The organism is Metabacillus sp. KJ11-3 (assembly GCF_055808295.1).
The window spans coordinates 168,042-188,457 of record NZ_JBVVRS010000002.1 but is presented as its reverse complement, the minus strand read 5'-3'; the positions used below and the strand labels follow the sequence as shown (position 1 = coordinate 188,457).

Sequence of the window (20,416 nt, the reverse complement as noted above, 5' to 3'; positions counted from 1 at the left end):
AAAAAGAAGCACCCTAAAAAAGTGGCTAATCCACTTATTTAGGGTGCTTCCCTATAAAAATCCGATATGTAGTTATGTATATTCTATCAAAAAGCTATTATTGCTTCAATGAGATATTTAATACTATTTCTTAATTCTTTTACATTACCTGGTTATTTCGTATATGTTCTTTATCCTCTATGGGTTTATTTGCTTAAAGACCTTTGCATACTCTATTGTCTCTTTAGATAGCCAATTGCAATAACAGCATTTTTACTTAACAAGAAAATAAGGACTAACATTACACCAAAGAAAGCTCCAAGCGTTGCTGCCCCTTGTTCTCTACGTCTAGCAAACAATGTTTCTAGTAATCCCGATGACCTTCGCTCCACCAGCAGCTCCTAAAATTGGTTTCATTAATGAAAATGAACCGACTGTCCATGCGTATAGAGGAAACAAAACGAAGCACACCGCTATGGTTCCCCATCCAAAAATAAATGGCAGTAGAAATCAGTTGGTTTAAATGAAAAATTTGAGGGGAAAGTGCTAGAGAGTAACGGGGAATGTTTGGTACATATAAATACTAATAAAGATATAAATCCATATCATCTTTCACACTTTAAAGGATTTAATAAAGGGTGATATCTTAATCGATATCACCCTTTACATTGAAAAAATTATTATATGCAAACTCTCAATCTTATTAAGCTCTAAATAAGTCTCCAAAAGTGCATATTAGCATTGTCTCTTGAAATAATCTTATCAACAAAATTCTTTATTGAGTTTATCTCCACTTGTTTGCTAGTTCCTAATGGATAATTTAATTCTAGGTACTGAAGTAGTTGACCTGCTATCTCCTTATTGTCATATACATCATGAAAATTATTTATAAAGCTTTCAACTGTCTCGTAATCAACACTTTCAATAGTCTGTGGGAGATACTTTTCTTTTTCATAATGATATGCCTCCCATGATGTGTAGGCAATAGCATTACCTATGCAGATCCATACTTTTTCCCGATCACTGTCTTCCTCGAATTCCATATATGTCATAATATCCTGTTCATCCATGTTTTCTAAATACAAATAAATGCTGTGAGCTTCAATATTTTTAAACTTTACCCATTCCCAGCTCTTTCTTAATGCGTCAACAGCAACCTCAAAACCTTCAGATTGAGAAATACGGTCGATAATTAAGTCAGATAGTGTCATTAGAAACGCTACTTTGGCATCGACACTTAGATAATCAAATTGATTCATATTAAAACACTCCTAATCTATATATACACCATTTTTCACTTTAAATTCTAGCCTTCCATTCACTTTTGCACCTTCTACTGTCTGTGAAGTAACTTCAACAACTAAGTTAGGATATTTTAAACTTAATTGTTTAATTACACCTGGAGCCTTTTTGGGATTACCTAATCCACTAAGACAAGTAGGACACACCCCTGAAGGATTAGACTGATGGAGTCTTAATGTTCCAACTACATCATCAGGTTGAATACCAGCTTTCTCAACAGATTCAACGAATTGATTTGCAACTCCTTCTTCAGCGTGTCTTGTAGCAGATGGAATTTTCCCGGAAGATTTTATTGGTCTATTAGGATTCGATACATCAAGATCTGGAAGACCCGCTTCTTTTCTAACCCTCGGTGAACCACCTTCAAAAGTAAAATCTTCAAGTCCCTTTACATCTGTTTTACCAACTGCAATAGTATGTGTTTCAGGAACATTCCATTTTTTACGTAAGTTAGCTAAATCTGTATTTCCTAGTTCTATATTATGTAGTTCTTTTCCTGTATTTTTATTAGGAACTTTGTTTACATCATCTGCTCCTTTATTAAGACCTAAACTTTTTCCAAAAGAAAATTTTGAAGCAGCTTCTTCAATCCTCTTTGCAATTTCCTTTGGATTCATCACTTTAGATAGTATTGGTCCATGTACAGCAAACTCAAAATTCATGTTCTGATTATGAAGTAGAGCGTGAAATCCACCTTGTACTTCATCATAGATATAACGAGCACCTGATTTGGTTTTGGTAGCAAGTTGATGTATGTGAGTTAGCGTTTCATCTTTTAATAGTTTACCATTTTTTATAAGAGTTGGTATAAATGGTGAAGCCATTAAAGTAGGACCAAGGATGCTATTGTATAGACTTTGTTGTCTTTGAATATCCGTAAGTTCATTTCCAAACATATCTTTCCCTGTGATATACTCACTAAATCCATTTGCGGAAGCAAGGCCATAGATACCTAACTCTGCTTTTTCGAGATTTGAGAACGTACTGGTTGTTCTATAAACATCTAGTGCTTTATCAGCGGCGTTCATTCCTTTAGCAGTTTTGTAGATCGCACTGCCACCCTTAAAGATTCTTCCTGCCCAACCGACAACCGGTATTAATCCAGCCGTTGCCATGGCGCCAGCTGCTACTCGTTGGCCTTCTGATATTTCCTCACCGGTAATGGGATCAACGCCATCTTTTACTCTGAGAAAATCGTAATATCCAGTTGCTTCTCCAGCGAAAGTTTTGATTGTATCCCATGCTTTTTCGTGTAATGGCCGGGTTTCTAGTTCTTCTGCCTTTTTTAACTCTTCTCTAAATTTCTCCTGCTCTTCTTTGAATGTGAGGTATTCACCAGCATATTGCTCCACCTCATCTTTGAGTTGATAGGCTTCACCCGCTTTATAGGCTTGAGCATTGAAGTTAATTGGATAAATAGTATTTCCTTGGGTTGTTGAATCTAGAAGTTGTTGAAAAAGTGCTTGTAAATGAAATTCTGCACTTTCTGAAACCTTGTATTCTTCTAGTAATTGTTGATCCAGTGAATCAACAGCATTAGTGGTATCTTCTCTTTTTTCTTTGCATCCTCCATAGCGGAATTGAAATTGTCTGTTGGAAATGTCTCAAGAGAAATGATATCGTCAATGCCATCAAAGATTTTCTGTAGATCTTCCTTCTGACTTTCAACCAGTGAGATTTGGTTAGAAGCATGTATGGATAGATCATTTTCAAGAAAGTTGACATCTACTATTGTTTCCCCTGATAAAACTACATCTGCTGCTGCACCTGAGACACCATTTAAAAAGGCAATTTGCATATCAATAAAACGGAGCATGGCATCTGCCACATCAATTTGGCCCTGATAAAACCCTTTTATGGCGTCTGCTCCCTTACCTTTTAGGTCGTTATCTAACTCGACAATATCGGTAAATTCTCTTTTAAGAGCTTCTACCTTTTCTCGTAAGTCTGTGTAAACTTTCGCGCGATCTTCCATAAATTCAATTAATGTAGTTGCTTCATATACTTTCAAATTACCACATACCCTTTCTTCATACTTCAAATCACACTTACTTGATCTTTGAACCTCTTGATGAAAAGGTGAAGGAGAGATAGCGCCTCTCCTCGAAGTATTACATACTATAAGATTTCCAATTTTACATATACCACAATTATCCATTTTGATACATAATTCCTTAAAAATGTAAAAAAAATCGAATCTAAATACTTACTGATTATTTTGTCTACAGGTAATAACGACTATATCGAACTTGGAATAAACGGGTCTAGAGTAGCTAAGGGATTTTTATTTTATCTGAGCTTTTTAGAGAGGAATATCCACTTTATTACTTCTAAATGGATATGCAAACATAGAAAAACGCTTATCCTTGTTTTAGGAAAGCGTATGATTATTGAAACGTGATATTAAATTAAAGTAGCTTTTTGTTAAAAACTAGATCATAGATTGGATATTTAATGAATGCTTCTCTTTGATCTTTGTTTAGTTTATTGAATTGTATTTCGAACTCTATTTTACTATCTAATAAGATATAAAAGCCGCATAAAATCTCATCAGCATGCTGCTTTAGGTTTTTAAGATTAATGATTTCAGTTTTTTCTCGTGCTGTAAACTCTCTTTTTCTTTTAATTGTTTGCATTTTATTCATAAAGTAGAGGATATTATCTGGTTGAATACTATATAAATATGTAAATATATTTAGTATTAAATCTAAAACCTCTTTTTTATTTTTATTATGATCGTAGTATTTAAGTAAATTCAAGGCGTAGTTATTGGTTAAATTAAAACTTAATTCATTATCATAATCTATTCCTTTTAATGAGGCCTCAATTACTTTCATATTTAAATTACTCATACTAAAAAGTTCACTTGGTTCAAATATTATGTAGGGACTATGACTTACTTCGTCGTTTTTATCTTCTTCTCTGAACTTTATATTAAACCTGTGGTGATTAATGGCATCTAAGTCGAAAAAATTAAATACTAACCTTTGATTGTTGTCTTCTAAACAAACTAAAGCGATATTTAACTCCCCTATATGAAAACGTAAATAGGAACTGCTCAAATTTAACCTTTCGTAATTTTGATATAAAATCGTGTCCCTTAATATTTCTATTTTCCTTATATCATCCTTAGTTAATGTGTTTAAATCGCTTTCAAAAGTTATATCTAACTTTTGAAAGGTTTCCGATATTTCTTTTAAATATTTTATGTAACTTGGTATTTCCTTTAGAAATTTATCCTTTTTATCAAAATTATTTAACTCTAATTTGTTTTTGTTTATTTCAATTGATTTATTCTTAATCAACTCTAACATAAAACAACAATCTTTTATTCTCTCTTGAATAGTTCCCTTTTCTTTGAAGTTAATTTTAATTTGTTCAGCGCTTTTTAGGACTTTTGGTAGTTCAATAACAAAACTCTTACCAAATTCCAAATTTATCTTTTCTTTTTCATATACTCTTGTCACCTCGTTGTATATAATTTTTCCTTCTAATCCAATGGTTAGATCAGTTTCTTCAATTAATTTTTGTAAATCCATTTTATATAAAGGTATATCTAGATTAATTTTTTTTATGTGTCCATAAATATATGTGTCAAATTTAAATAGATCTTCCGTTATATTATCCATACTGGGTAATATGATTTTTGTACTAAAAGTATCAAATTCGTTCCCTTTAATGTCTTTGATCAATGAAATGCTTTGTTTTCTGCTATGGAGTATGAAATTTCTTGATATGAATTCTAAAGCTCTATGTGTTGACTGTAGCTTTTTAAATCGCTTCGTGATGGACTTCTGTTCCTTCATTTCATTTAGTATCTTATTGATATCTATAGGTAATAAAGATAGGTAGAAAATCTGTGTATTATCTGAATCAATCATTTCAATAACAAAGTATAATATTCCACCGTTCATAAGGTAATTTTCCAAATCTACTTTCTGAATTGGGAATTTTGTTTCTTCTTTACTCATTTTAGTTACTTTTTTCCCTTTGACCTGTACTGGGATTTTACCGAATAAATCACTCTTTTTTTGTTTTTTATTATTGTATACCCAAATTTCACCATCCCAAGATGGGGTCTTGTCGTTTACAGGAATTTCATCAGAAAGTAAATCATTTCGTAATATTTCATTTCTTACAGCTGCCACAGCAATTTCTTCGATCTTTTTGGTATTCATGTTTTCTCTGACCTCCTTTTTATAGGTTTATATTCTAAAAAGTACTCTTGCTTTATTACTTAGATTTACTTTGCTAGTTTATCATTTATAAAAATTGTAATATTTATTTTATCATCAGTGATGGAAAATTCCTATATTTGTAATTATTAGTACTATTTCTCAAATTATTGATCTAAGGTTGTTCGATTTGGTCTTCGGTGAATAATTACAGTATTCCCACAAAAAAACGCTCAATTTGAGCGTTTTTGCAGTTATTTATATTGCTAATTATGTATATTTTGATTAGAAGAGATATTCTCTTTGTTAATAGTATTTTTATTCTCTCCACCTATCTTAGGGTAGTCCCAAAGTTTTTTTACTCTGCAGTATTTCTATCTATAAGTTAGTATTTTTTTATGAAAAGTTTAAAAATTGTTGAACTTACTAAAAATAAAACTCCGAGTACTAAGAAGTAATTAGTTATTCCTGATAGAGAGTATTGTTCATAGATAAACCATCCTCTATTAAAAAGATTATGAATGTAAGTATTGCTGTTACGATATCTAATGAGTATTTTTTCATGAAATCCTGCTCTCTTGTTAAAGTGTCTTGGTATGTATAGGTAAAGTAATCTTCATTGTTTAATTCTTTTTTAAATTAATGACTTTTTCTAGTGATTTGTTAGAATTGTAGCAAATTCCATAATAGCGAAATATAAAACCAACACTGAGGTACAAAGCGTTATAAGAGGGATATAAATTTTAAAATAAATTCTTTTTTGAGCTTTATCATCCGTTGATTTAAGTCTAATAACTAATATAAGTATGTTAAATACAAGATAAAAAATAGTAATTCCTAAAATTAAGAAATCGAATAATCCCATAAAATATCTACTCCCTTTGTATAGTTATATTACTTTATATACGTCCTTTGTAATTTAAAAGTTTCAATCCCAATATACTTAACCCTTTGCTTTTTACCGATGTGTTGAATCGGCTACACTGAACTAGACAGAAAAATTAAGGTCAAGTAGACTACAGATAATATACTCGAGGAGAATCTACGATGACTAAAAGAGAACGTCGAACATTTACTGCAGAATTTAAACAACAGATCGTACAGCTTTATAACAGTGGAAAACCAAGAAAAGAAATTATCCGTGAATATGATCTTACCCCTTCTTCTTTAGACAAATGGATAAGTCAAAGTCAAACCTCCGGTTCTTTTAAAGAAAAAGACAATTTAACTGCCGAACAAAAGGAACTAGCTGAACTTAGGAAACGGAATAAGCAACTAGAAATGGAAAACGACATTTTAAAGCAAGCCGCGCTGATACTAGGACGAAAGTAAATGTGATAAAGAATAATCAACACAAATACTCGATATCAGCAATGTGTAAAGTCCTTCAAATCCCTAGGAGCACCTATTATTATGAAGCAAAAGAGCGTCAGGCAGAGGATGACATCACATCCGATATTATAGAGATTTTCCATTCAAGCTATCAAAACTATGGAACTCGTAAAATAAAAAAGGAATTGATGAAGCTCGGCAAGATCGTTTCTAGACGTCGGATTGGGCGAATTATGAACGAGCAGGGTCTAGTATCTACTTATACTCTTGCGCAATTCAAACCACATTCCCGTGACACGAATGAATCGGAACAAAAAAATGAACTTGATCGTAAATTTATACAAGAAGAAGCATTATCAGTTGTAGTAAGTGATTTAACATATGTCAGAGTCAATAAAAAATGGCAGTACATATGTGTATTTGTTGATCTCTTTAACCGTGAAATTATCGGCTATAGTGTCGGTCGTAATAAAAATGCCCTGTTGGTATACCGTGCTTTAGCTTCAATAAAAACAGATTTACGTAATATTAAGCTTTTTCATACAGATCGAGGAAGTGAGTTCAAAAACAAACTGATTGATGATGCGTTAGCAACATTTAAAATCGAACGATCTTTAAGTATGAAAGGATGTCCTTATGATAATGCAGTAGCAGAAGCTACGTTTAAAATCATAAAGACTGAGTTCATCAAAGGGCGTCACTTTGATAGTCTTGAAGATTTAGAGAAGGAATTGCATACGTATATCCATTGGTTTAATAGCAAAAGAATTCATGGAACACTAGGCTATCTAAGCCCAGTAGAATTCAAACTTGAACACCTTAAAAAAGTTGTCTAGTTTACTGTTGACTATCCATGTCTCCTTTTTAATTAACTGCTTCCATGTTAGTACGAAAGCAAAGGAATAATACATAAGATTACAAAAGGAAGATTTCTTAGTTGGGTTTTCGTTTGTTAAAGTGCAGACTTATTAAATAAAAAAAGGTAATTATTATGATATATTTTAGACGTTTAGGAAGGTGCTTATTCCCCTACCATTCCATCATTATCTCGATCATCCATATATGGATATAAGAAATGATCACTCGTTGTATAGTCCTTAAAATATAGGCGAAATAATCTAAAACCTTTTTTTGTCTCGAATTCCTCATAATATGAAGATTTATTTTTTATTTTCAAGCTTTTCAATCCAAACATAATAGTCATTTTCAGGAATATCAACAATAATTCTGTCATTTTTTTTATCTTCAGGTTTATTACTTAATCCCGCAGTGAAAGTATCTGTTCCTGAAGAGTATGTTTCATTTTCATTATTCGGTGTACCGATATTAATGAAATCTTTTACATACCAACTTAGGTCATTAGTTACAACATTCGCTACAAACCACTCAGTTCTATTGTCTACTTCACCTTCAAAAACGTAATAACCTTGTTTTTGATTATCGTTTGTTGAATTTAATATTTTATTAATCTTAAAATCATCTTCTTTTGAGTCTAGTTTTTGCAATGCTTCTTCTGTTGTTTCAGCAATAATGATTCCACTGTTATTACAAGCAATCAGAAATAAACAAAATAACATTATTATAGATTTTTTCAAACAATCCCCCTCCTGTATTTATGTTTATATTGTATCTTTTAAAGCTAAACTGCCCGTTACTTCTTTAATTACATATTTTCATAAACTCACTTACATTTTAACATTTATATCCTATTAAACAGACAGGTATTGTTCGTCAATCTGGCCTTGAACTTAAATAAGCACCTTCCTTGTTCCAGAAAGGCGCACGATTGGCGAAATAATCAATCTTATACTATTAAAACTACACAAACATTACATTAACTTAGTAATTTTTTCTTAGCTGAAATGAATTCCTCTTCAGATAAAACCCCTTCTTTCTTCATGTCTACCAATTTAGTAAGTTCATCACTTACTGAAAATGATTGTTCCTCTTGGTGGTTATCCATACTTTTTTTCTCTTCTAATTTATCTTGATTATCTGCCTGCTTTATTAGTACACTTATTAAGTTATGACAATATTGGGCTTTATCTATGTATTCTTTACATTGTTCTTTTGGTTTGGAAATCGTAGTTTTAAGAAAATATATGTTATGTACTGGATCTTTAGTATCATTTACAACAATTTGAAGATTAATCTCTTTTAGTTGCTCTGTGCTAGTCTGACTACCAGATAAACCACCGATAATGGCACCCACACCTCCGGCTAAGATACCTCCTAATAATGCTCCCCCAATTTGGCTACCTCTATTAGTAGAAGTAATCGTATTACCATCTTGTAATATCTCTGATTTTAAAACATCTCTATAACTGTAAATTTTTGGTGGAGAAAACTTTTCAAGTATACATATCTTTTTCCTGGTTTCATCTATTAGTAGATGTGTCCCTCCATCATATGATAAATAGTCTTGAGAAAAATCAAAATCTGGAATTCGTTGTACCCTTTGTTCCATTTCTGTACGTTCTTCCTTCTCTATACGGTATTCTTCTTCATCAGATAAATTACTATACCTTTTGACTAAAATGGGAGCAATAATTCCACCCGTAAAAAAAATAATCCAACCGAAGAAGTTATCCGGGAAAATAGTGCCGTATGTAATTAATGTTATAAATAGACTAATATAAGTGATAATAGCGTATATTAATGCAATTAGCCCTTTTATATTGTATTCCCTTAATTTGTTATCCAAAAAACCATCTCCTTTTCCTCAACTTTAATTAGCCTTACTAATATCGACTTAATAATAAAATTTTTGATATTCTCTGGAGAGTTTATCTCTTGGATTCGAAACTATTAATCATTTAATTTTATTTTCTGCGCCTCAATTTTTGAGGATAATTATATGTTCATTCAGAGGCATCTTCTTATTACTGCCCAATTAATATCTACTAAGCAATATAAGATTGTTCAACAATATGGCCCGTTTGTTGAAGAAGGCACAATTCCACTCAAGAATTGCGCCCGATAGTTAAAGTTCGTTATTAAATTAAAGCATTTCGTTACTTACTCACCGACCATACCGTCCCCGTCACGATCATCCATGAACGGATAAAGAAAATGATCACTCATAATTGGCATCTTGAAGCCAGCTGCTTTAGCTTCTTTAATTGTTACCTGTCCATCACCATTTGTATCAATGCTAGAAATATCTTTATCGTCATTAGAAACATTAGAATTATTTGAGTTCGTTGATTTACTTTCAGTTAAACCTAGAGATTTATTTGTTTCATCAGGATTGCTATTGTCAAACTCATCAACAACCTTATTACCTTTTATAGTGTAGGTGTACTTATAATGAGAAGGAATTTGGGTTTCAGTATTTGGATATGTGATAATTGCTTCAAAATCAGTAGCTCCACCTGCTTTACGAATAGCATCTTCCATGTAAGCTTGGTCGCCGTGTCTATTTAATATACTATCTTGAGGTGTGATATTATAAGCACTAGAAGCACCGCCGTTGCTGTCTGCTATAACATGCCCTTCATCAAGGTATTTACTTTCTACACCTGGAACTTTTGCTTCATCTTTGCAGTATCTTCCCGATGATGTGACCTGTTCAGTCCGGTCATCTTGTGAAATAATTTTATCAGCAATAACTTTAACTAATTGACCGTACTGGTTCGTAAATGCCCAATATTCTCGATCACCAAAACCAATGTCTACCACAACATTAGCTTCACGGTGTCCGGATAAATCACAAGCATCCACTTCGATTAATTTGTAGCCTTTGAACAGTTCATCTTTTGATTGAGTTGCTGTTTCCTCTACTACTTGTTCAGCAATTTTCTCGGTTTCTGAGTCACCAGCTACTTGTTCGACTGTATCTGTAAGTTTATCTACTGATTGTATTGTTTGATCTACATCTGTTCCGCTACATGCTGCTAGGACTCCTGATAATAAAATTAAGATTGATAATGTGATGATATTTTTCAATTTGAGAACTCCTTTGATAAACATTCTATAACTACCTCTTCCATTGATTTACCTTCTAGACTTGCTCTTTGTTTGATCTGTGCCTTTAACATTTCAGGAAAATTGATATGTAACCCTTCAAATTTGGTATCAATCATTATCCCTTTTAATCTCGTAAGGACCTTGCCTTCTTTCAGATGATGATTCATGATTTCAATTTCAGTAATATAATCATTTTTATTAATTGGTAAAAACGTTGGCTTTACTTCAACTACCATTTCATCATCGTTAATTTGTATTCTCATATTTAGCGGACCGGTATGTGCGTAAAAAAGATCAAGAATTCTATAAACAGCCGATTTTACTTGGTGGTGTGGCTTCTTAAATATAAATTTAACAAAACCCTTTTTGGTGTTTGGTTTATGATTAAGAGAATAAGCGGGTGAGTATTTCAACTTTTTGAGTTCTTCTAATGTAATCTCTTGATCGTTGTTAGTAAGAGCAACCCCTTCCGCTCCATTTATAGATATTATTCTAGCTGAAGAACCGGTATCTTCTTGAACAAATAACTGAAATAGAGCATAACCAATTTTCTTTGAATAGAAATCTTTCTTTTTCCTTTTATTTGCTTGAATATGTGATGTGTTAAAGTTTTCCGCATCTTCTTCTTTAATAAAATATACTGTTCTTCCATTCAGTGTTCCTTGGGTAGCGGGTAGTTTTCCATCCTTTATATAGCGGAATATTGTTGTACTGCTTACACCTAACATTTCTGCAACTTCAGATGTTGTTTTACCTGGTCTTTTTTGAGCCTCTAGTAATCTTTCAATATCCTCAGAAGCAAAGTAATAGAAACCTTCAATTTGCCAATTGTCAATATTTTTAGGTTTAAGTTTTTTGTCCTTTACATAGTTGTAAATGGTTTTTTCTGTCACACCTAAGATTGTGGCCGCCTGTTGTGTAGTTAAATGACTAGTACCTTCTATCATAATTAACACTCCTATTGTTTTTGAAAATATTATTAATTATATAATTGTAGTTTCTTGTATTTAATTTATAGATCCCCAGAAAAAATAGCAATAATAGCTATATAGATCATAACTCCTGATGAGATTGCGAATACAGCTCCTTCAGTATTATTATTTCGATAAAATTTATGTGCTATAAATATTGAAACAATTGGGAATCCTATTAATATTATATATACGAAAATTTTGTAGAGTTCCATTATATTTTTTCTCCTTATTTTCAGATTACATTTTAGTTATTATGCTTTTCTTTAATTTTTTAGCCAATGTGCGGGATAGGGTGTTAATAAGATATCAAAAACACACCCTTCCCTACCTCTATCGTGACCGTTCATATTTTCTTCGTATGTCCAAAATTCAGGTTAATTGTGACCTTGAGGAGCTACATGGTGCCTATCATGGTTATTAACAAATTTACTAGATTCTTTTAAGGATATGGATCTAGTTTCTAATTTGAGTTATGTTACACCTAGTTCTTTTCCAGGGATTTCCTCTTGTTTGCAAGATTTTTGGCCATCACTAATAATTTCGTAATTATCTTCATTTAAGATCCAACGCCCTTCCGAATCCATTTCTTCTTATTTAATACGATAAATTGATTTGTTGTGGCCTTAATAAATAACAAGTCTCTCGTATGTAATAATCTCCTTTCGTTTTCTTGGTAGATAGTAAATTAAAAGTATCTTAACCAATAACTATATGTAACTTTCTTTTATTATTATCTCTAATATTATTATACATCCTTTGTGTAGAATAAGATAAAATCCTCCGTATATTAGGAAGGAAATAATAAAACATTACTACATATATTCTATTGTTTAGTTTTTTCTGTTCAACAAAGACAAATATACTATTTTTCTCGATTGATTAGAAAATAGATTATTTATATGTTTAATCACTGTAATTAACCTTCATTTGGTATAATGTGAAGTAGAAATAATTTACTTTATTGATAAAGAAGGTGTTCATCATTTTAAATCAGTTAGAGAATATTATTCTTTCAATTCAGGAAAATGATATTGTTAACTTTCTATCAGAACGTAATGTAGTTAAAAATCTTCCTAAAGTAGTTGACCAATTATTAGTATTTGATTATTTTCGTGGACTAAAAATCTTGCGTCAGGATAATCAAAGAAATAAAAGAGCAGCCTTTGAAAGTTTTAACGATCTAGAAATGATTTATTACTATGTTCATCAAGAAAAGCACATTAGAGGCGAAAGAAATCGTAAAAATAATACCAAGCGTGAATACATGAGAGAATTAATTCAATTCTTTTTTCATCTTCTGCATAGCAATGACTTCCTAAAACAAGATGTACCCGATTATATAGATGGAAGTATGTTTAAGAATTTAAGAGGTTGGCATATTGAAAACTACCAAGAAATGCTTGTAAACATAAAAAGAGGTAATAAAAAAGATAAGCATGGTGAGAGATCATCTTATTCCCCTGCAACGATACATAGAAAAGTTACAATCATTAAGAGTTTCTTAAGATGGTTATATGAAAATCAATATATCCAAGAAAATCTACATATGGAATTTAAAAGCAGCGCCCTTAAGAAAATTGAAATCCCAAACAAAGACCTTTATTATAGTGAAGTTATTCAGCTGTTAGATTATTATAAAGATCACCCTATTAATCATTGTTTACTAACGATGCTTGCTCTTTCGGGTTTACGGGTCCAGGAGGTTGCAAATGCCAAATGGAAAGACTTATATATTCACCCTAAAAACGGGAGATATTATCTTAAGGTAATTGGGAAAAATGATACTCCGATACATGCACTTATTCAGGAGGTTGTTTATGAGCGTATTATTAAGTTTCGAGAAAGACGTGGATTGAAAACTGTATTAGATCCGACTGATGATAGACCCCTTTTTACTACACGTACAGGTAAGGCATTTAACTACAAATACCTTAGCAATTACATAATTGACATTATAGAGAAAACAGAATTGGACTTTATTAAAACTAGGAGTGATAAAATAACTCCTCACAGTTTCAGGCACTTTTGGGCAATTTATTCTAGGCAACAAGGTGCTAGTGTATATGATATTCAAAAGAGGCTCGGACACTCAAGTGTAACGGTAACGGAGCGATATTTAGAAAAAGATCAAGATTTAGAGAGAGATCCTGGGTTACTATGGAATGGAGATAATTTTTAATATTTTCTATATACAGAAGAAAAGAAGTGAATTGGATGTTTTTTATAATGTTAATAGCACTAATATTTGTAATCTCTTCAATCTATGTGTTTACTAATTCTTTAGGGTTCTTGGGATTCTTAATTATAATTGTATACTTTAGCTTAACCACATTCTTTGTATATAAACACTATAAAGGTAAAGATCTATACGAAGAACCTGTAGTTAAATTCTGCATCATTATTTTTGCTATTGTTTTTATCCCTCTTCTCTTTGGTGAATTTGTTGTACAAATAGGATTAAATAATGAAAAATATGAAGAGTTGAATGAATCTTATTCTGAGGGTAACTATGAAGATGTTATTTCATCAGTTAATACATTAAGAAGTATCGATTGGTCATTTTCTAGAGCAGATAGACTAGAAGAGAAAGCCATAGACCAGTGGATAACGGAATGTAAAAGGGATAATGAATCTACATGTAAAGAAGATATTTTCGAAAGTTCAGTAATTCATAGCAACTTAGAAACGGAGGCCATTAAAGCTTTTGGATTTGATAAATCTGAATATCTTAGTAAACGTGATGAAGAAGAGGGAAATAGGAAATACAAGGAAGCCCGGGAAGCCAGTGAGCCATTCATAGGTATGGAAGAAAAATACATAAGTTCTACCGGTTGGGGTGCTCCTGATGAAGAAAATGTTAACTTTGATGACACTGCTAATACTATGCTTAAAACTTCAAGGAGAAATAAAAGTGTCTCCTATTATTGGTATCACTGTGAAGGAAACAAACAATATACTAACGAAGTAGAGGTATATAATAGTGAAGTTTCAGATGTGAATGTTAATATAGGTATTGATATAGATCAGATTTTACCTCATCACCGAAAATGTTCAAAATAATTAATGTTCTCCAACATGTTAAAATAGGAGATTTTTTTGTTTGTGTTCTCTTAGGTATTTTCATTCTTCAAACATATAACTACCGTTGACGAAAAGTAATCTCTAATGTTTTATTTACTAGACAATGTATTTTAGAGAGAGATAAGTGTTTGTTTTTGAATGGGTCAAGTAAAGAATAATATGGTTATAAGCTATTCAACTATCAGGCTATATTCTTGAATAGGATTTTTATTACTTTGCCAAACGCACTTATTAAGACTATACTATTGTGAAGTGAAAGGTAGAGAAAATAGAAAGTGGAAGGTGTTGGAAAAATGAGTTGGGAAGAAACTTATCGTAGAGAATACCCTTGCAACTGCGGTAAAAGTTCTTATTCAGAAGTAGGTGAGATGGACGATTGGAATAGATCTAGAGAGTATGTAATCATAAATTGTCCAGAATGTGCTAAAAATGAAAAGAACGCTGAAGGTGAACGGAGAAGGCAAGGACTAAAATAGTTCTTGTTTTTTTATATCTTGAAACTTTACTTAAAATAAAAGTTCGCATTTTTTATTTTTTGGAAGACTGTGACAATTTGAGCTGAATCTAACTAGTAGATTATTCTAAGATGAGCCTTCCTGTATATCTCCCTAAATAGCAAAAAAATTTTTCACCTTTAGGATTTATCCATAATTAAGACCGTCTCTCAAAAGGAAAAACGGTCAAAATATATCTATACGCTACAAATGGTATTGAAGTAAAGCGATCTATTGAGAGTCAGCATTTTACACTGACATAACTAACAACATTTATTTTAAAAACGTATTTCATTTTGATTAGTAGTGGTGTTAATTACTGTCCTTGAGAAAAGAAAGCCGTGTTTCAACTTTGCATTGTCCCTTGAATAATTTATTGCAATATCTGGATTATCAAAATCTCTTGGATCTATGGGGTTCTCTGCATAAGGGTTTAAATACAATGACAACCCATCTAACAGGGATTCACGATATTTTTTATGTGGAGCTACACTATGAGTACCTTTAATATCGTAATCATTATAAGTATAAGTACTAAAAAGCATATTCTTGTTTTTTCTTAATGATAATGCTCTTACTTTACCTGCACTAGCAACAGAACTAAATAGAATAGCACTTATATGACTATGGCTTCTATTATTAAAGATACCAATAGGAATTTCTACTCCATTTTTCTTTTTAATGATATGGTCTGAGTAATCCATATATGGAACACTATTTTTATATTCTGCTTTAATTAAACCATAACATATTCTTTGGATTGCTCCTATACCTTGAAGATAAAACAATGGCTGTTCAAATCCACCAATTGCCAAAATAAAAGGTTTATCCTTTACGTGTAGCTCTTTTGAATAATTCGTTATATATTTACGAGATTTGTTTTTAATGCTATTTGCAAGTCTTTCTGTTGCTAAATGGACAATTTCGTTATGTAACTTTTGATGATTCTTCTCATTTATGAAAAGTTGGTTTAATTTTTCGATCCTATCATGTTCAGGTGTACCGTCATCCGCACTTTTTGTTGTTACAGCTTCAACCAGGATCTTATTTTTCAGCCTTGTTTCAATAGTAAAATCAGGTGCATGGTGTGTATAGTTAGGCTTGAATCCTAAATTTTGGAAGCACTCATGGAGATATAATTCCCAAAAAGATGAATTAAATGTAGTTTGAAATTCTTTGACAAATTTATTATCCCGATCTATAAAACCAATGCTCCATCGGTTTAATACATCTATTAAACTTTTGTCAGCCTTAAAAGCTTTAAAATTAGGATGTAATTTATTTTCAGGTACTTCAAGATTAAATAGCTCCATTTTTACTCCCTTCTAGAAAAAATGAATTTCTTATAAATCTTACAAGAATGGATCGTCTTTATATTCTGCTTTTCGAGTATATACACAATTATAGCTGGCTCAACTTTTAGTCTTTAGAAGGGATTAATGCTCTCACATTAACTGCTTCACCAATTTTATACGAATTCTTTCTAATGATTATACGATTTTTAGCTGATATAGATCTCATCCATTATCTCTCCCGTTGATTGGTTCTACTCATCATTATGTTAAAATAAAAAAGCCATGAGAAATCCTCATGGCATAATTAATTTCCTTTAATCTGAATCTTAAAGTTATCATTAACAGCGAAATCAAATTCATTCTTATAGGGTAAAATTCTATTTGATTCATCTAAAACTTTATTAATGGAATTTATGTTATTTACAATAGAATTTCTTAACGTTTTGCCAATGTTTGGACTAACAATTTTAGTGCTATTGATAATTGCAGGGCTCGAAATCACTTTATTACTTACATTTGATCTAAAAATAGGGGAACGACTTACTACCATTGTATTTTCATTTTTGTAGTTTACTTTATTACTCATGTTCTCCCTCCTAGTAATCGTATTAAGAAATCATAAAAAAATTCGTGTTGATCTATTATAGCATGTTTTATCTCTTTTTCGTAAGCCATTACTTGTTCTAGTGACCATGGTATTGAAAATTTAAAATGCATACAAATCACAGAATCACCAATAGGTTCTGTCAAATATAAAGTTTCTTTCTTAGCGTTGTATGTAAGTAATCGTACTTGTTGATTATAAGCTTGAACTACATATACATTTTCTTCGTCTAATTTATAAAATTCGTCAGGAGCTATATCACCTATAAAACCAGTTAAGTTAAGCATATTCTTATTATCTTCGTCAATTGAATACATGGAAGCTGCTTCACACCCAATAATAGTATTAACTTTATTTGGGTTAATATGTGGCATTTGAATTATGTCCATAGGAGTTCTAAGAAATTGTAATCCTTGTTTAAGGAAGCTGGACCATGTATGTTTACCCTTATCTGAAGAAATTGAATTCTTTTCATTTAACATTTGTAGTGTGTATTCAGAATAGGTATACAAGTAAGTAGCTTGATCCTTTAGTTCTTCTATTTGTTCTCGTTCTGAAATTAATCCTACTACAGATCTTAGTGATGTACTTAACATAGCTGATATATTTTTTGATTGTTCTTCAGACTTTGAAATATCGTAGTCGTAAAGCCAGTGTTTGTTAGTAAAGATTTCATAAAGAAATGCCCATATAAAAGGATCAGCTACCTCTAATAATTGCTTAAATGCTCCTTCGATTTTCAACTGTGATTCAATCCATTCTTTTAATGGATCATATGGTGAATTAGGTACCCGATGAAATTTTCTCTCATATTCTACATGTAACCTATCAAATTCTGGCTTCAATATAGTGAAATTCTGTTTTACAAGTGGCGCAACGAAAACTAAGATATGTTTGTTTTCTTGTCTAGCTGCCCTGTATTCTAAATAAGTGGGAGTAACATTTCCTTCCATTAAGTGGGAACTAGCCCCAGATTTTTTATTTATTAGAAGTATGTATACATCGCTACTACCTACTACATCCATGCATTGTTTTAAAGTATTCTTTTCCCATGTTCCAAAATCGCCATCTTCAAATATAGGCACTTCATGCCCACTATCTTCAAGGTGATTTTTTATTATCTTTCTAGGTGATTTTAAAGCATCTTCAAAAGCGGAACTTATGAATATCCTTGTTTTATTTATCAATATACCCTCTCCCCTAAACTATCTAATCATAGAATTATTATAGCATTATTTGGAATATTTGCTAAATTCACATAAAAAGAAGGGTCTGAGTATCCTTTTTTGCACATGACCACTACTGTCCTTATCTCTATCCTTCTTTATTGCAAAGAATAAATCTTCGCATATTTAAGGCATCTTCTCCCTTCAATTATTTACTTTATTAAGGCGAAGAGCAAAACAGGGATAACATAGTGTTACTACATATGTAAAATGCGTTGATGGAATATCTTTAATCCTGTCAAACTTTGCTTCACGAATAAAAAAAGTAAAGTGATAACTTGATGATCTCATGATTAAGTTAAATTTTTTGCGGTATAGCATTGTGTTAGGATATCCTTAACATAATAAAAAAAGAACCTGGAGTACCAGGCTCAATTGAATTTGTCTTTTCTTTAAGTAAATTCTTACTAAATAGTTTTATTTAAATTTAATAATTCTCCTTAGGTAAGTCTATTTGCTTGCTCACTAAACCAATCGTTTAATCGTTTATAATCACTCTCGTTTAATATAAAGCTTGATAAGTTTTCTAATAGTTTTAATTTATTATTTCCCTGCTGAAGGATTAATGATTGAACCAAATAATAATCATAACTTCCTTCATTGCGATCGGCCATCTGAAATAAATTAATAAGTAAATTCTTAGAATCATATTTCTGATTGAAAATTAATAAGGCTTCAACAGCCTTCTTTTCAATCCCTGTTACTTTTGTAACACAATTTTTATTGCAAATTAAATAATTCGGTATGCAACCATGATATTCCGTTAAGGTCTTTTCTATATCTTCTTTTCTTATTCTCCAACTATTTCCACTAACTTCTCTAGTGATGTAACTTTTTAAATTCTCGTTATTCACTGTGGAGCCTATTAATTCTATTCTGCTAGAATAAATTCCTTCTTCGATTTCCCATCCGTATCCTGTCCAATTTTTATAATCACTAATATAGAATTTCACAAGCTTTGGTTGATCTAAAGAAACGATTGGATCGATCGTTCTTTCTAAGTCAGTGTAATGAATTCCACTATAGTCTGGAATATATTGATCTTCCCAAATGATACGTATAGAGGTGCCGTTTTGACCAGCGACTCTTCCATACCTATTCAGGTTCTTACAATAGACCCATTCGTCTTTGTTAAATTTCAATACTTCCTGACCTATTGTTCTAGGTGATAGAAATTCAAATTCATTTTTAAAGTACTCATTACTTAAATCAAGAAAGAATGGAAGGTTTACGTTATCTTCTAACCGATCCTGTTCTATAAACCACTCATATAGTGTGTGACTAGCTTTATCGAGTCCTCGAGGAACCAATCTTATATTATATTCATCAGGAATCTGTTCGTAATAATAGGTCCTATTATTTTCATCAATTACTATGTGATTACTATAAATTTCAGCAGTTATAGCATCAATTAAAGAACTTCCAACTAATTTTTCAATAAATCTATCGTGCCAATAGTAGCTTTCTGTCGTCATATAAACATAGTTGTCTTTAAAGTAGTAATTACATTGAATTTCTTCATCCTTCCGCTCTGAATAGGTACGTTTCGCAACTAATTCCATATCTTTAGATGTGACTTTGCCAACAAAATTGGCAGAACCTCCAGCCCTCTCAGATATTACCCAGTTGTGAGTGCCGTAGTAAAAGCCATTATGTTGTTCATTTTCTATTTTGTATTGGTCTTTATCCATCCGGTACTTCACTTCTTGTAAGATCGTACTTGCTCTTTTTTCACCAATTGTTATTGGTGTATTGGCAATCTCTATATTCTCTATTGCTCCGTATCGATCATGTAAAACTTTGAATTTACACTTAACAATACAAGTATTATTCTTGCTTAATGGAACACTTAACAAAATAACACTATCATCAGTATCTTTAGAAAACTTCTTCCTGAGGACTTCCATATCAAATAGACGATCATACTTCATTTTGTAATTCCTCCCTGTGGTATTTTCCGTATAAAAAACGAGTAGAAAAAAATA

Annotated in this window: 16 protein-coding genes; 3 read left to right on the top strand and 13 right to left on the bottom strand. The window is 31.6% G+C overall.

What is annotated here, in order from left to right:
- Positions 1-212: 212 nt before the first annotated feature.
- The 5 genes from AC0L8O_RS26400 to AC0L8O_RS26380 all read right to left on the bottom strand — a co-directional run bounded on the left by AC0L8O_RS26400 (position 213) and on the right by AC0L8O_RS26380 (position 5,459).
- A complete protein-coding gene (locus AC0L8O_RS26400) occupies positions 213-371 on the bottom strand; it encodes a hypothetical protein (protein ID WP_473449598.1) in 159 nt (52 codons plus the stop codon).
- A gap of 318 nt (positions 372-689) precedes the next feature.
- Complete coding sequence (locus tag AC0L8O_RS26395) at positions 690-1,238, bottom strand: Imm6 family immunity protein (protein ID WP_473449597.1); 549 nt, start codon at positions 1,236-1,238, stop codon at positions 690-692.
- Between the two features lie 12 nt (positions 1,239-1,250).
- The gene (locus AC0L8O_RS26390) at positions 1,251-2,633 is read right to left on the bottom strand and encodes a pre-toxin TG domain-containing protein (RefSeq protein WP_473449595.1); all 1,383 of its coding nucleotides are present in this window, start codon (positions 2,631-2,633) and stop codon (positions 1,251-1,253) included.
- A gap of 152 nt (positions 2,634-2,785) precedes the next feature.
- Positions 2,786-3,292, bottom strand: a complete 507-nt coding sequence (locus AC0L8O_RS26385; RefSeq protein ID WP_473449592.1) for a T7SS effector LXG polymorphic toxin — start codon at positions 3,290-3,292, stop codon at positions 2,786-2,788.
- Between the two features lie 397 nt (positions 3,293-3,689).
- On the bottom strand, positions 3,690-5,459 hold the full coding sequence (locus tag AC0L8O_RS26380) for a hypothetical protein (RefSeq protein WP_473449589.1): 1,770 nt from the start codon (positions 5,457-5,459) through the stop codon (positions 3,690-3,692).
- Positions 5,460-6,503: 1,044 nt separating this feature from the next.
- Here AC0L8O_RS26380 and AC0L8O_RS26375 point away from each other — a divergent pair.
- A protein-coding gene (locus AC0L8O_RS26375; protein WP_473445900.1) for an IS3 family transposase occupies positions 6,504-7,624 on the top strand; the annotation gives its coding sequence in 2 pieces (ribosomal slippage) (positions 6,504-6,753 and positions 6,753-7,624; 1,122 coding nt in all).
- Between the two features lie 324 nt (positions 7,625-7,948).
- Here the strand turns inward: AC0L8O_RS26375 and AC0L8O_RS26370 are convergent.
- The 4 genes from AC0L8O_RS26370 to AC0L8O_RS26355 all read right to left on the bottom strand — a co-directional run bounded on the left by AC0L8O_RS26370 (position 7,949) and on the right by AC0L8O_RS26355 (position 11,704).
- Positions 7,949-8,383 (bottom strand): hypothetical protein, encoded by a 435-nt coding sequence (locus AC0L8O_RS26370; protein WP_473449587.1) that lies wholly within the window; start codon positions 8,381-8,383, stop codon positions 7,949-7,951.
- 239 nt (positions 8,384-8,622) lie between these two features.
- A complete protein-coding gene (locus AC0L8O_RS26365; RefSeq protein ID WP_473449585.1) occupies positions 8,623-9,492 on the bottom strand; it encodes an SHOCT domain-containing protein in 870 nt (289 codons plus the stop codon).
- 314 nt (positions 9,493-9,806) lie between these two features.
- On the bottom strand, positions 9,807-10,736 hold the full coding sequence (locus tag AC0L8O_RS26360; RefSeq protein ID WP_473449582.1) for a DNA/RNA non-specific endonuclease: 930 nt from the start codon (positions 10,734-10,736) through the stop codon (positions 9,807-9,809).
- Positions 10,733-11,704 carry a helix-turn-helix domain-containing protein gene (locus tag AC0L8O_RS26355; protein ID WP_473449580.1) on the bottom strand — a complete coding sequence of 324 codons (972 nt, stop codon included), beginning with the start codon at positions 11,702-11,704 and terminating at the stop codon, positions 10,733-10,735. Before AC0L8O_RS26355 ends, AC0L8O_RS26360 begins: the two co-directional genes overlap by 4 nt.
- A 1,000-nt stretch (positions 11,705-12,704) precedes the next feature.
- Between AC0L8O_RS26355 and AC0L8O_RS26350 the strand changes: the two genes are divergently transcribed.
- Positions 12,705-13,910 (top strand): tyrosine-type recombinase/integrase, encoded by a 1,206-nt coding sequence (locus AC0L8O_RS26350; protein ID WP_473449577.1) that lies wholly within the window; start codon positions 12,705-12,707, stop codon positions 13,908-13,910.
- 47 nt (positions 13,911-13,957) lie between these two features.
- Positions 13,958-14,791, top strand: coding sequence for a hypothetical protein (locus AC0L8O_RS26345; protein ID WP_473449574.1), 834 nt, complete (start codon positions 13,958-13,960; stop codon positions 14,789-14,791).
- 793 nt (positions 14,792-15,584) lie between these two features.
- Here AC0L8O_RS26345 and AC0L8O_RS26340 read toward each other — a convergent pair.
- The 4 genes from AC0L8O_RS26340 to AC0L8O_RS26325 form a co-directional block, all read right to left on the bottom strand.
- The gene (locus tag AC0L8O_RS26340) at positions 15,585-16,619 is read right to left on the bottom strand and encodes a hypothetical protein (RefSeq protein ID WP_473449572.1); all 1,035 of its coding nucleotides are present in this window, start codon (positions 16,617-16,619) and stop codon (positions 15,585-15,587) included.
- A gap of 286 nt (positions 16,620-16,905) precedes the next feature.
- Positions 16,906-17,187, bottom strand: coding sequence for a hypothetical protein (locus AC0L8O_RS26335; RefSeq protein WP_473449569.1), 282 nt, complete (start codon positions 17,185-17,187; stop codon positions 16,906-16,908).
- Complete coding sequence (locus tag AC0L8O_RS26330) at positions 17,184-18,392, bottom strand: DUF4062 domain-containing protein (protein WP_473449566.1); 1,209 nt, start codon at positions 18,390-18,392, stop codon at positions 17,184-17,186. The genes AC0L8O_RS26335 and AC0L8O_RS26330 overlap by 4 nt, the downstream gene beginning before the upstream one ends.
- Before the next feature lie 479 nt (positions 18,393-18,871).
- Positions 18,872-20,362 (bottom strand): hypothetical protein, encoded by a 1,491-nt coding sequence (locus AC0L8O_RS26325; protein ID WP_473449564.1) that lies wholly within the window; start codon positions 20,360-20,362, stop codon positions 18,872-18,874.
- Positions 20,363-20,416 lie beyond the last annotated feature (54 nt).

Excerpts from the sequence above, each read along its gene's own strand:
- AC0L8O_RS26395 (WP_473449597.1), bottom strand. The coding sequence starts at position 1,238 with ATGAATCAATTTGATTATCTAAGTGTCGATGCCAAAGTAGCGTTTCTA.
- AC0L8O_RS26380 (WP_473449589.1), bottom strand. The coding sequence starts at position 5,459 with ATGAATACCAAAAAGATCGAAGAAATTGCTGTGGCAGCTGTAAGAAAT.
- AC0L8O_RS26355 (WP_473449580.1), bottom strand. The coding sequence starts at position 11,704 with ATGATAGAAGGTACTAGTCATTTAACTACACAACAGGCGGCCACAATC.
- AC0L8O_RS26345 (WP_473449574.1), top strand. The coding sequence starts at position 13,958 with ATGTTAATAGCACTAATATTTGTAATCTCTTCAATCTATGTGTTTACT.
- AC0L8O_RS26340 (WP_473449572.1), bottom strand. The coding sequence starts at position 16,619 with ATGGAGCTATTTAATCTTGAAGTACCTGAAAATAAATTACATCCTAAT.
- AC0L8O_RS26335 (WP_473449569.1), bottom strand. The coding sequence starts at position 17,187 with ATGAGTAATAAAGTAAACTACAAAAATGAAAATACAATGGTAGTAAGT.
- AC0L8O_RS26325 (WP_473449564.1), bottom strand. The coding sequence starts at position 20,362 with ATGAAGTATGATCGTCTATTTGATATGGAAGTCCTCAGGAAGAAGTTT.